This window comes from Neobacillus sp. DZ-9 (assembly GCF_059587065.1).
On record NZ_JCAIOL010000002.1, the window covers coordinates 322,587 to 336,087 of the forward strand.

A 13,501-nucleotide genomic window follows, 5' to 3' on the forward strand; every position below is an offset into this window, starting at 1 on the left:
ATGTTTATTTATTTAAACGGTCAAATGGTGGAAAAAGAAGCTGCATTGATATCACCCTTCGATCATGGTTTCTTATATGGGCTGGGCCTCTTTGAAACGTTTCGTGTCTATGATGGGCATCCATTTCTCTTAGACGATCATATAGAGCGGCTTAATGATGGATTAAGTGTTCTTAACATTAATTATCGCTTTTATCGAGAGGAAACAAATAATATTCTGCAGGCGTTACTAGAAAAAAATAATTTTACAAATGCTTATATCCGCTTAAATGTTTCAGCAGGTTCCGGGGATATTGGGCTGCAGACTGAACCATTCATGGAGCCAAACCTTATTATTTTTGCAAAAGAGCTGCCACCCGCAGGTGAATTATTCGAAAAAAGAGCCAGCCTACTAAGGCTGAAACGTAACACCCCCGAGGGGGAAGAGCGTCTTAAATCTCATCATTTTATGAATAATTTACTGGCAAAAAGAGAGATTGGGCCTTCTCCTGAGCAAGAAGGAATCTTTTTAACATCGGATGGTTATTTAGCTGAAGGAATTGTCTCCAATATTTTTTGGATTAAAGACAAGGAACTCTATACCCCAGCCTTGTGCACTGGTATTTTAAATGGCATAACACGTCAATTTGTAATGGAGCTAGCAGCGAAGATGGGCCTAAGTGTAAAAGAGGGCCTTTATACTCTAGAACAAGCACTGGATGCCGACGAGATGTTTGTAACCAATTCCATTCAAGAAATAGTCCCTATTTCCTCTCTTGAAGGCCACAAATTGCCTGGGATGATGGGACATTGGGTTCAACGATTTCATCAGGAATATCGCAATTCTTGTCAACGTCTTTGGACAAGGAATGGTTTAAGGAGAGATTAAGTTGAGAGAGAAGATTCTTGAAGAAATTAATAGAATCGAAAATCAGTATGATGTGAAAATTTGTTATGCGGTTGAATCAGGGAGTCGGTCATGGGGGTTTCCTTCCAAGGACAGTGATTACGATGTCAGGTTTATATATGTCCAAAAAAAAGAATGGTATTTGTCAATTGACCAAAAACGAGATGTGATTGAGCTTCCAATCAATGAACTTCTTGATATTAATGGATGGGAGATTCGAAAGGCTTTAAGACTATTTAAAAAGTCCAACCCGCCGCTTATGGAATGGTTACATTCTGGAATTGTTTATTATCAAGCTTTTTCATTAGTGAAAAAAATGAGGGATCTTCAAAACAAAGTATTTTTACCGCAATCGGCTCTTTATCATTATTTAAATATGGCAAAGGGAAATTATCGAGATTATCTTCAAGGTGAACACGTAAAGATCAAGAAATACTTTTATGTATTAAGGCCGATTTTAGCATGTAAATGGATTGAAAAGCATAATACAGTGCCTCCAAATGAATTTCAGGAATTGGTTAAAGACCTTCTTGAAGAAGGACAGTTGAAAGACGAAATCAATACATTATTATTTCGGAAAATAAGAGGTGACGAGCTAAATCTTAAACCAAGAGTTACTGCTATAAATGAATTTATCGAAAAAGAAATCATACGCATAGAGGCATATACGAAAACTTTATCTGTATCGAAAGAAGACCTCACACCTATGCTCGATGAAATATTCAGAGAAATACTAGAAGAAGCGTGGTCATAATACTGTTATTTAAAGCCGCTAGGTGGTCCATAGTCCACCTAGCGGCTTTTTGCGTATTAGTTATTCAGAAAATATGACAATTTTTTTAACTTTTATATTTACTTAATAGGAAATGACTGGTAAGATGAAAAATATGTTCAATTTTTGAATGAATATTTATTTAATTGATTCATAAATTGAAATAGGGAGGTGAGGTATTTGAGTGTACCTGAAGCAAAACTAAAGTCGATTAAAGGTCTAGTAGATTTAAGAAATAGAAAAAGAAAACTATCTTTTACTCCAATCCTCTTTCTATTGCCTGCAATCATACCTCTGGCAATCTTTTGGCTTTATCCGATGGTAAAATCACTGCTCATTAGTTTTACAGATTGGGATTATGTCAGCCCTGATTATGAATATGTTGGTTTCAGTAATTATAGTGAACTATTAACGGATTCCAATTTTTATGCGGTTTTGCTGAAAACAATTTTGTTTTCGATGGGGGTAGTCATTCCAAGTGTTGCCTTAGGATTAATACTAGCACTTATGGTAGGTGGAAAAGGAAAGGGGATGGGAATTTATCGGACATTGATTTTTTCTCCATGGGTTACACCCACTGTTGCGGTTTCTATCGTTTGGTCATGGATATATGAGCCAAAGGTCGGCGTTGCGAACTGGGTCTTAAACTGGTTCCACCTACCTTCTCTTGATTGGACCTCCAGTTCGACATGGGCCATGCCAGCGGTAATTATTGTAAGCATCTGGAAAGGTGTTGGGTGGTCGATGATTTTTTATTTAAATGCATTGAAAAAGGTACCCATCAGTCTTTATGAAGCAGCCGAACTGGATGGTGCAAGTAAATGGCGCAGATTAGTACATATAACAGTTCCATTGATCTCACCAACCACTTTATTTCTAATAGTGATTACATCTATTGATACTTTGCAGGCCTATGATCAGATTCAGGTCCTAACCCAGGGAGGGCCAGCTGGAAGTACGCGAACAATTCTCTATTTCTATTACCAGACGGCATTTGAAGAGTTTAATATGGGCAAAGCAACGGCACTTGCCATTTTGCTCGTAATAATTACAGCAATATTATCTTTTATTCAGTTTGGTTTAGCAAAACGCTGGGTTCATTATCAATAAAGAGGGGGCATCAAGTATTTGATCAAAACACCTATTTTAGTCGTAAAGCATTTAATTTTGATCTTTATAAGTATCATGATGATTTTTCCTTTCTTTTGGATGGTGGTAAGTGCCCTTAAAACGAAGGAGGAAATATTTCAATTCCCGCCAACCCTTTGGCCGGAAAAACCGATGTGGAATCAATTTAGCGAAGCTTGGTCGATGGCGCCATTTGACCATTATATTTTCAATAGCGTATTTACAGCAGTCACAATTGTTTTAATTCAGGTGATAAATTCGGCCTTAATCGCTTACGCCTTTACGCAAATGAAATTTACAGGAAGAAATCTTCTGTTTTCAATCATATTAATGACATACATGCTCCCTGTTGCAGCGACATATGTACCAAGCTATGTCATTTTAGCAGATTTTCATTTACTCGATACCTATAAAGGATTGATATTATCGAATGCAGTAAGTGTATTTGGGATCTTTCTGTTTAGGCAGGCTTTTCTCCAGGTTCCTAAAGAATTAATCGAAGCGGCAAGGGTAGACGGTGCAAGACACTGGACAATCATATGGAGAATTATCTTTCCAACAACGAAAGCTACGTTTCTTACATTTGCATTAATAAGTTTCGTGCAAAACTATAATAACTACTTATGGCCTACACTTATCACGACAAGTGAAACTAAATATTTGATTACCACAGGGCTGAGACAATTCTTTATTCAAGAGGGAGCCTATGGTATTCAGTGGCCGCTAATCATGGCTGCAAGTACCTTCGCCGTACTGCCGCTGCTATTATTGTTTGTATTTATTCAAAAATGGATTATCTCTGGCATTAGTGACCAGGGACTAAAAGGTTAAAAGGAGATGAAATAATGTTTACTAAAAAGATACTTTCATTTAGTGCAATTCTTATTTTACTAGTTTCATTGATTACAGGCTGTTCATCCACAAAGTCATCATCGGACGGGAAGGTTGAAATTGAATTTTGGTATGGACTCGGCGGCAAGCTTGGAGAAGGTGTTGAAAAAAGAATCAAAGAATTTAACGAAAGTCAAAATGAAGTAAAGGTCATAGGTGTTGCACAAGGCTCATATGATGAAACCCTTCAAAAGCTGCAAGCGGCTATCGCAGCGAAAAAAGTGCCAGCAGCAGTCCTGCTTAAAAATGACCCAATGAATGCTTTTGCTAAAAAGGGAGCCCTTGCACCATTGACTAAATACATAAAAGAGGATGCAGAATTCAAGCCAGAGGATTTCATAGAAGCCTTTTATCAACAGGGAACGATTAACGGTGAACAATATGCACTGCCGCTCTATGGAACAACACAAGTCCTATATTACCGAAAAGATATGTTTGAAAAAGCAGGAATTGCTCCGGAACAGTTGAAAACATGGGAATCGCTGTCAGCTGCAGCTAAACAATTGACGAAGAAAAATGACAGCAGCACTGACGTTTATGGATGGGAGCCAATGTGGGGACCAGATAATATGATTGATGCAGCATTAAGTAATGGAGCGAAATATTTAAGTGAGGATGGTAAAAAAGTGTTAATCGATTCCCCTGAATGGACCCAGGCATGGGAATTTTTCAAAAAAGGAATTCATGAAGACCAAACGATGGCGATCCATCATGATGGCCAGGGCTGGGAATATTGGTATAAAACCATTGATGATGTCATGCAGGGACGTGCTGCAGGCTATACTGGTTCAAGCGGTGATCAAGGAGATTTAGACTTTTCCATTTTAGCGGCTTATCCGCAGCCAGGCTGGGAAGGAAAACAAGCTGCTCCTCATGCTGGAGCACAAATGGGAGCGATTCCGACACTCGCTTCTAAAGAGCAAAAAGAAGCAGCCTTTAAATGGCTGAAGTTTTTTACTAATGCTGAAAACACAGCCGATTGGTCGATTAATTCAGGTTATATTCCAGTTAGAAAATCGGCTCAGGATGTTCCTGCTTACAAAGAGTTTGCGGCAAAGAATCCACAAATTAATATTCCGCTTCAGCAGGCACAAATCGCAACACCGCCTTTTGTTGACCCAACCGGCGGAAAAATCTATGATGCTCTAGTTAAGGCAGCAGATAAAGTTGAAATTGAAGGGATTTCTGCTGAGAAGGCATTAAATGAAGCACAAAAAGAAGCACAGCGTGCCCTTGATAAAGTACTAAAATAAGGGGGAACCAGTCTTGAAAGCTTCATATACAACGACGATAAACGGTGTCGTCCATTCACCGGCTATTGCAATAACGTTTGATGTGGAACAAAAATATGATTGGATTGAGCTAAATGTATCTCTTTCTAAAAAAGGCTGGTATTCCATATTAATTTGGGACCCAACACGATGCCTTAGCGCCCAATCTCTACTTATTAAAGAACCGAAAAAAATAATGATATCATTAGATCCAAACGTAACAAGCTTTGGAGCCGTTGCAGGGGAAATCGAGACTGGATGCTGGACAATCGAAATTCTAAGTTCTGGTTTTTCAGAAGAACATCATTATTCCATTCAATATGTCGGTGGTTTTGGCAAGAGCAATCAAAAAGAGATTGCTGGGGTTAACTGGGCGACTCGCGGAATAAAAGACGGATTTGAGCTCAACCAATATTGTAACGAGAGTATCTATAATAGTGCAGCACGGTGGTATAAAGGTGATTTTCATACCCATACAACCGAATCCGATGGGAAGATGACTCCGGAGAGCGGCATGAACCAGGCTAAAATTATGGAGCTCGACTTTTTTGCGGCAACTGACCATAATATCATTCCAACAAAGTGGACTGATGATTCAATCATGGTTTTGCCTGGAGTAGAAATCACCTCTTCTAAAGGGCATTTTAATGCTCTAGGGCTTACCAAGTGGGTTGATTGGCGCCCAAATGGCCATGATGGCGGGATGGAATCGGAGGAAGGGATGAACCGGATTATTCGGGAGGTAAAAGCTTCCGGCGCCATTGTCAGCATCAATCATCCGATGCTGAAGCCATGGGAATGGCAATATCGGAAAACCCTACTTGCAAACATAGATGCTGTGGAAATTTGGAATGACCCTACCTATAAAGATAATCCAGTGGCAACCGAAGAGGCCCTCCACTTATGGAACACCCTTTGGAATGACGGCTATCGTATTTATGGGATTGGCGGCTCAGATTCTCATTTGCTCCCAACTGAATCCTATGAAGAAGGGGGCCTCCCCTCCGTGATAGGCGATCCAGCAACGTATGTCTTTTGCCAAGGTCTTTCAGCCAGTACTTTATTGGATGGAGTTAAAAAAGGAAGAGCCTACGTTTCACGCGGACCTGAATATTTGACAAATATAATCGTGGATGGAGAATCCTATCTCCCTGGAAGCGATTTGTCCATGTGTTTTGATTGGAAGGATGAAATCCATATTTGGTACGAAGTAATGTTTGTGAAAATTCCTGCTAATGGGTGCCTTTGGTGGATAAAAGACGGTATTTTACTTGCCAAGGAACGGATTCATGAAGGTAAAATTATTCAAAAACAGTTTACTTTAAATAAAGAAGAGGTTTCATGGATTAGATTTGAAATTCGTACACAAGACGGGGAACTCATAAGTTTCATCAATCCTATTTATTCAGGAGAAAAAAAACAATCTCTTATAACATGGGGAGACTTATTAAAAGCTGCAAACTTATAGTGAACAAAACAGAAGATTGCCAATGGCATCATCTTTAATTGTCGAGAAAGGGTATTTTTCTCGGCAATTTTTATTTTGACTGAATCTAAATTTTATGAATTGATTGTCTCTGCTAACGGGCCTGTTGATCTCCGCTCCGGGCACTCGCTTTCCGCGGGGAGGTCCTGGAGCGCAAATCAACAGACCTATATAACCAAAAGCCCTCACTCGTAATGGTGAGGGCTTGAATTGGGTTTGTGTTATATGGCAATCCCTTTTTGAGTGGAATTTCTCTTTTTTTTGATGGATTCAACTAATCCTTTAAAAATTTTTAAGGAACGTTGAAAAACAGGACTTTGGATAAAGGTATAAATAAAAGTAGCAATAAATACCGGTCCTCCTAAAAGGAATCCGATAACTAAAACAAGGCTTTCAACGATGATTCGTGCTTGACTAACCGACAACTTTGTTTTATCAGAAATGGAGAGCATGAAGCCGTCCCGCGGGCCGGCACCAATCCCAGCCGCTACATACATTCCGCCGCCAATTCCGGTAATGACAACTCCGGATAAAAGGATGAAATAATCAACCCAAGTATTGGTTGCTTTTGGCAGTATATCCAGCCAGAGGAAAAAGTCCATGATTGGACCAATGCATAAGGCATTTAAGATTGTCCCTATACTAATATATCTTCGATCAGCAAAGAAAGAAATGATGATCAGAAAGAGTCCGCAGATTACTCCCCAAGTGCCAATCGTTAATCCAAAATGCTGATAAAGTGCTACATTAAGTACTTCCCATGGGTGCAGTCCCACATATTTTACTTTTACGGCTATTGCATTTCCTAAGCCAAAAAAAATTAATCCTAGGAAAAATAAAACATATTGAAAGAATTTCAACTCCAGCAACCCCCAATGATCTCGGTGACTTTTCCGAATATTCAAAGCTATCCTAATATCTTAAAATATGAGCCAATAATTATCAATGGTTAATTTGTGGGTGAATTACAGAATATTAGATTGCTATAATCTGAAATATGTTAAAATAAATAAAATTATTATTCTACGAAATATTCAAATAGAAAATGATTGTGGGGAATGTGCCATGAATTTTGTTGCATCGGAAAAGCTTCAAAAAATGTCATCAAGTATTTTTCAAGAAATTGCGGAACGAAAACAGGAAGCGATTAAGAATGGGAAGGATGTCATTGATTTAAGTGTTGGCAGTCCAGATTTTGCACCGCCAGAGTTTGTTATGGAAACGCTGGTTGAATTCACCAAAGACCCGAAAACCTATGGATATACTTTAAAGGGAATTCCAGAATTTCACGAAGCAGTCACTTATTTTTACAAAGAGCGCTATTCAGTTCACCTTGATGCTGCCAGTGAAGTCCTGCAATTAATGGGGTCCCAGGATGGGCTGGCCCATTTAGCCTCAGCAATCATAAACCCTGGTGATTACGTACTGGTACCAGACCCCGGCTATCCAATCTATGAAGCAAGTGTCAACATCGCTGGAGGGGTTATTTATCCCATGCCATTATTGGCTGAGAATCGCTTTTTACCCAAACTTGAAGATATTCCTTTAGACGTATTGAAGAAAACAAAAATGATGATTATTAGTTATCCCGGGAATCCGGTAACTGCTCTTGCTGATAAAAGCTTCTTTGAGGAGATAGTTCGCTTTGCAAAGCTTCATAATATCTTAATTGTACATGACTTTGCATACTCAGAATTGATTTTTGATGAAAACCCACAAATTAGTTTCATGACTGTACCAGGGGCAAAAGAGGTCGGTATTGAATTTAACTCACTATCTAAAACCTTTAACATGGCTGGCTGTCGAATTGGTTATGTGGTTGGAAATAAACAAGTAATTAATATTTTGGCTTCTTTTAAATCACATATCGATTATGGGATTTTTTATCCGATTCAAAAAGCTGCGGTCAAGGCCTTAACTTCTGATTTTTCATTTCTTAAAGATCAAGCAAGACAGTATGAAATCCGTCGTGATGCTCTGGTAGAGGGGCTTGAAAAAAGCGGCTGGCAGGTGGCGAAGCCCCCAGCAACGATGTTTGTGTGGGCAAAAATACCAGCAGGATGGAAGTCAAGGGAATTTGCTTTTGAATTGATTGACCAAGCAGGTGTGGCGGTCATTCCTGGTGATGCCTTTGGAACACAAGGGGAAGGATATGTCAGAATTGCCATGGTTCAGCCGCATGACCGGCTATATGAAGCGGCTGAAAGAATCACCCAGTTTCTTTTGACATACTCAGTAAAATAAAACATATATATTAAAAAAAAGACCTTCAACCACTTGAAGGTCTTTTACTTTGAAAACGAAAGAGGGATACAAATGCCAAGCGAACTCCAACATTTAGAACTAGATATCCCCATCGAAGTCATCTGGGATTTCATAAGAGATGCGAATAATTGGGCCCCACTTGTACCTGGTTATATCTTGCATGAAAATATCAATGAGCGACTTATCAGCTGGGAGTTTAAGAGCGACCTCGTTATAGTGAAAAAAAAGGTTACGCTGTTAATTGATATAAAAGAGTGGAATGAACCAAAAAAAGTAAGCTTTGAATTGAGGCGTAAGAACGAAAAGTGCATTGGAGAAGGGTATTTTGAAGTAAATGCATTAAATAAGCATAAGACTCGCATCACAGGCTTTCTTGACATAAATGCCACTGGTCCTATGGGTTCACTAGCAAATTCCCTTTTTAAAAAAGCAATCCAAATTTCAGATGAAGAGGCAGCTGCAGCCATTTCTTCAAAATTAGAGGAATTCAAACAGAGATAACCGAAATGCCGCAAACTGGCTTAAACAGTTTGCGGCATTTTTTTAAAAAAAATTAAGATAAACTTAAGCATCAAGTGTTACAGTTAGTCCAAATTCCATTTCCAATAGGAAAGCAGATAGGAGGATTAACAATGCTTAAAATGATACAAAAAAAAGGTATTCACGCCATGCTGGTGGTCTCATTGGTTAGTTTGGGGACGGTTTCGTATGTACCAACCGCTTCTGCAGAAAGTATTGCACAAGTCGAAGCAAATTCACTTTCCAAGTTAGAGATTAAAGGGATACCCCTGGACAAAGATTTTTCTGCAGAAATCTTTGAATATACTGCTACTGTTTCAAATGATATTAAAACGATTACACTTCATGCCGAAAGTGATGATCCAGCCTCAGCCATATCCATCAATGGCAAATCACTTGCAGATGGAAATGAAGCCCCTTTTACGCTTCAAACGGGTGAAAATACCTTCACAATTACGGTTAATGATGGAGTCCACACAACGAAAACCTATACGCTAACGGTCACAAGAGAACAAAATAATAATAATCTACTGAAAGATATTAAACTATCAACAGGAAAATTGTCACCAGCTTTTTCCTCCATGATAACCGATTATGACATCGATGTAACAAACGCTGTTTCAGCGATTACTGTCACGGCTTCTGAGATCGAAAGTACATCTGTCATTAGCGTGAATGGAGCTGCAATGAATGAAACGGGGATTAAAATAGAACTTCCTGTTGGGAAGACGGATATTCCCATTGTTGTAACTGCGGAAAACAGGGAGCAAAGAACCTATACGATACATGTAACGAAGGCCCAAGCGGCGAATTCACAAATGAACACTTCACAAATGAACACTTCACAAATGAACGCTTCAGCACAAAATAACCGAAACAGTTCTTTTCAACCTTCCTTGCAACAAGTTAGCAGCGGTTCAGGATCCGTTCAAAAAACAACAAAGGCCAAGTTGTCAGCCTTATCTGTTTCAACAGGTACTTGGGACAGTGCTTTCTCTTCCGATGAATTTACCTACCATATTGCGGTTGCAAGTGATGTAAAAACAATAACGATTAGCTCAACAGCTGCTTACAGTAGTTCTTCCATTAAGATTGAGGGTGGTACAAACAAAACAATCCAGCTCGAGAATGATAATCAAACAATTATTTCAGTGGTGGTAAACTATGACGATGACGATCGGAAAACATATGTTCTTGTATTTGATAAAGAAAAATAATCTTATAAGAATACCAAAAAAACCTGTATATTTACAGGTTTTTTTTTATATTAAAAATTTTTTCTCTATTTTTTGAAAAAAAAGAAAACATTTTTTTAACAATCCTACTAAAGTTATGTTATATTAATAAATAAAAAATTTTACCGAATCACAGAAAGGGAAGGTGAAAAGGTATGGCAACCGAATTGAAACTAAATGACAGCAGTCTTCCATTACGTCGCGATGTTAAATTATTAGGGAAAATACTAGGTGAAATTCTTATTAACCATGGCGGAACCGAGTTATTTGACAAAGTTGAAAAAATACGGCTGATGTGCAAAAATCTTCGTACGGATTATAGCCAAGAAGAATATGCGGCCTTAAAACTAGAAATAGCTTCTCTCAGCACTCCAATGCGGAAACAAATCATCCGTGCATTTTCAATGTATTTCCATTTAATCAATGCGGCTGAACAGAATCACCGAATCCGGAGAAGAAGACAATACCAACTTCAAGACAATAATAGTGTCCAACCTGATTCAATTGAAAGTGCAATTTTAACACTTAAAGAAAAGCATATTGAAGAAGAGACCATTCAAAATGTTTTAGATACATTGTCCCTAGAACTTGTTATCACTGCCCATCCGACAGAGGCAACAAAGAGGTCGATTCTTGAGATTCAACAAAGAATCGCCGATATATTAAAAAATCTTGACCATCCTTTGCTAACAAAAAAAGAAAAAAATAAGCTCGAGGAGAGTTTATTTAATGAAGTGACTATTCTTTGGCAGACAGATGAATTACGTTATTATAAACCAACGGTTATGGATGAAGTGCGAAATGGTTTGTATTATTTTGACCAAACCCTTTTTGATGTGCTCCCTGAAATTCATCGTGAATTGGAAGCAAGCTTGGAAACAAATTTTCCACAAACCGACTGGCAGGTTCCAAATTTCCTTCGCTTCGGTTCATGGATTGGCGGCGACCGTGATGGCAATCCAAATGTAACTCATGATATAACATGGGAAACATTACTAAGGCAAAGAAGGCTTGTTCTAAAAAAATATAAAGCTGTTTTAGTGGATTTAATGAAACGATATAGCCATTCTACTACAAGGGTTGAGGTAAGCAGCGAACTCCTAAATTATCTCGAGGAAAAAGAGGACTATTATTTAACCGATGATAAAAAATGGCCAGTAAAAACGGAAGTATATCGTCGTGCTTTTGCAATCATTATTGAACGGGTAAAGCAAGTTGGTAAATCAGTTATCGGCTATAAAACTGCTGATGAATTATTAAAGGATCTATACTTGATTCAAAATAGTCTAAATCAACATCATCCAGCTGCCCATGAATTAAAAACAATTCAGAAACTGATTCGTCAAGTCCAGTTGTTTGGATTCCATTTAGCAACACTTGATATCCGAAATCACAGTGGTGAGCATGAAGCAGCGATTTCAGAAATTTTGAAAAAGGTCCGGATCAGTGAAAATTACGCTGAACTTGCAGAAGAAGAAAAGTTGAAAATTCTTCAAAGTATTCTAAGCGACCCGCGCCCACTGCTTTTATTAAATGAGGATTATTCTAATGAAACGCAAGAAATTATTAAAGTATTCCAAATGATTAAGAATGCACATGAAGAATTCGGTAAACGGGCTATTTCTGTCTACCTGGTCAGTATGACAAAATCACCTAGCGATTTGTTAGAGGTTCTAGTATTGGCAAAAGAAGCAGGCATCTATAGGCTTCATTCGGATGGGACGTTGGAAAGTCATTTAAATGTTGCTCCACTTTTAGAAACCATTGATGATTTAACCTCCGGACCTAAGATAATGGAGACACTCTTTGAAATGACTGTTTACCGTAATCATTTGCAAATCCTAGGGAATCAGCAGGAAATTATGCTGGGCTACTCAGATGGCAGCAAAGATGGTGGTACCTTAACCGCGAATTGGAAGCTATATAAAGCGCAAATCGAAATTCATGAAATGGCAAAAAGGTATCAAATTGGTCTTAAATTTTTCCATGGTCGAGGCGGGTCTTTAGGCCGTGGGGGCGGTCCTTTAAATAAAAGTATTTTATCGCAGCCAGCTGAAACCATTGGTGATGGGGTTAAAATTACGGAGCAAGGAGAAGTGTTATCTGCCCGTTATTTACTTGAGGATATCGCTTACCGCAGTCTAGAGCAGGCAACCTCAACTTTACTGCAGGCAGCAACACACGTTTCGAATGAAGCAGAACAAGGGCAACTTAGGGAACTAATATGGGAAGAAGCAATAGAAGAAATTTCAAGCTCTGCTTTGGGCAAATACCAATCACTCGTTTTTGGCGACCCTGACTTCCTGACTTACTTTAACGAAGCTACTCCATTAAGAGAGCTGGGTGATTTGAATATTGGCTCGAGGCCAATGAGTCGAAAAAATCGCGGACGATTTGAAGATTTGCGGGCTATACCATGGGTTTTTGCCTGGACACAAAGCCGCCAGCTCCTGCCAGCATGGTATGCTGCAGGAACAGGTTTAGAAAGCTTTGCTTCAAGAAGTGAGCAAAATATGCAGCTTCTAAAGCAAATGTATTTAAAATGGCCATTCTTTCAATCTACCGTGGATAATCTGCAAATGGCATTAATGAAAGCAGATATAACGACAGCCAAGGAGTATTTAACACTTGTTGAAGATAAAGAGGTTGCTGATAGGATTTTCACTAATATATTAGAAGAATATGTAAAAACTAAAGAAATTTTATTGAAAATTACGGGCGATAAAGAATTGCTGGATCACACACCAAACATTAAGGATTCAGTTTTTAGAAGAAACCCATATGTCGATCCATTGAATTTTTTACAGGTGGAGTTAATCAAGGAATTACGTAAACAGGAAGAGCCGAATGATGAACTTTTAACTGAAGTATTACTTACCATAAGTGGAATATCTGCTGGATTGCGTAATACTGGTTGATAAAGTAAAACACAAACTCATTTTCATGGGTTTGTGTTTTTTTATTTTATAGACTTATCTTTCGCTGATGATTGTGAACAATTTATGAATTATCAATAAATGAATGGTTATTCATTCATTTTTATGCGAAA

Annotated in this window: 11 protein-coding genes; 10 read left to right on the top strand and 1 reads right to left on the bottom strand. The window is 38.4% G+C overall.

Translation table 11 applies throughout. The annotated features are described in order from the left end of the window. The 6 genes from pabC to AC59HZ_RS06140 all read left to right on the top strand — a co-directional run bounded on the left by pabC (nt 1) and on the right by AC59HZ_RS06140 (nt 6,415). Nucleotides 1-867 (top strand): aminodeoxychorismate lyase, encoded by an 867-nt coding sequence (gene pabC, locus AC59HZ_RS06115; RefSeq protein ID WP_496544970.1) that lies wholly within the window; start codon nt 1-3, stop codon nt 865-867. A gap of 1 nt (nt 868) precedes the next feature. Next, a complete protein-coding gene (locus AC59HZ_RS06120; RefSeq protein ID WP_496544971.1) occupies nt 869-1,639 on the top strand; it encodes a nucleotidyltransferase domain-containing protein in 771 nt (256 codons plus the stop codon). 282 nt (nt 1,640-1,921) lie between these two features. Further along, the gene (locus AC59HZ_RS06125; RefSeq protein ID WP_496545349.1) at nt 1,922-2,767 is read left to right on the top strand and encodes a carbohydrate ABC transporter permease; all 846 of its coding nucleotides are present in this window, start codon (nt 1,922-1,924) and stop codon (nt 2,765-2,767) included. A gap of 18 nt (nt 2,768-2,785) precedes the next feature. Further along, a complete protein-coding gene (locus AC59HZ_RS06130) occupies nt 2,786-3,616 on the top strand; it encodes a carbohydrate ABC transporter permease (protein ID WP_496544972.1) in 831 nt (276 codons plus the stop codon). A 14-nt stretch (nt 3,617-3,630) separates the two neighbouring features. Beyond that, entirely contained in the window at nt 3,631-4,929 is a 1,299-nt protein-coding gene (locus tag AC59HZ_RS06135) for an ABC transporter substrate-binding protein (protein WP_496544973.1), read from the top strand. 13 nt (nt 4,930-4,942) lie between these two features. Continuing rightward, nucleotides 4,943-6,415: a CehA/McbA family metallohydrolase gene (locus tag AC59HZ_RS06140; protein WP_496544974.1), complete on the top strand. Its 1,473-nt coding sequence runs from the start codon at nt 4,943-4,945 to the stop codon at nt 6,413-6,415. Nucleotides 6,416-6,654: 239 nt separating this feature from the next. On the opposite strand, the gene AC59HZ_RS06145 is transcribed toward AC59HZ_RS06140, so the two are convergent. Continuing rightward, a complete protein-coding gene (locus AC59HZ_RS06145; protein WP_496545350.1) occupies nt 6,655-7,299 on the bottom strand; it encodes a YczE/YyaS/YitT family protein in 645 nt (214 codons plus the stop codon). A 199-nt stretch (nt 7,300-7,498) separates the two neighbouring features. On the opposite strand from AC59HZ_RS06145, the gene AC59HZ_RS06150 reads away from it, so the two are divergent. The 4 genes from AC59HZ_RS06150 to ppc all read left to right on the top strand — a co-directional run bounded on the left by AC59HZ_RS06150 (nt 7,499) and on the right by ppc (nt 13,370). Then, nucleotides 7,499-8,677, top strand: coding sequence for an LL-diaminopimelate aminotransferase (locus AC59HZ_RS06150; protein ID WP_496544975.1), 1,179 nt, complete (start codon nt 7,499-7,501; stop codon nt 8,675-8,677). 72 nt (nt 8,678-8,749) lie between these two features. Further along, entirely contained in the window at nt 8,750-9,199 is a 450-nt protein-coding gene (locus AC59HZ_RS06155; RefSeq protein ID WP_496544976.1) for an SRPBCC family protein, read from the top strand. 131 nt (nt 9,200-9,330) lie between these two features. Next, a complete protein-coding gene (locus AC59HZ_RS06160) occupies nt 9,331-10,434 on the top strand; it encodes a cadherin-like beta sandwich domain-containing protein (RefSeq protein ID WP_496544977.1) in 1,104 nt (367 codons plus the stop codon). A gap of 173 nt (nt 10,435-10,607) precedes the next feature. Further along, complete coding sequence (ppc, locus tag AC59HZ_RS06165) at nt 10,608-13,370, top strand: phosphoenolpyruvate carboxylase (RefSeq protein ID WP_496544978.1); 2,763 nt, start codon at nt 10,608-10,610, stop codon at nt 13,368-13,370. The last annotated feature ends 131 nt before the right edge of the window (nt 13,371-13,501 follow it).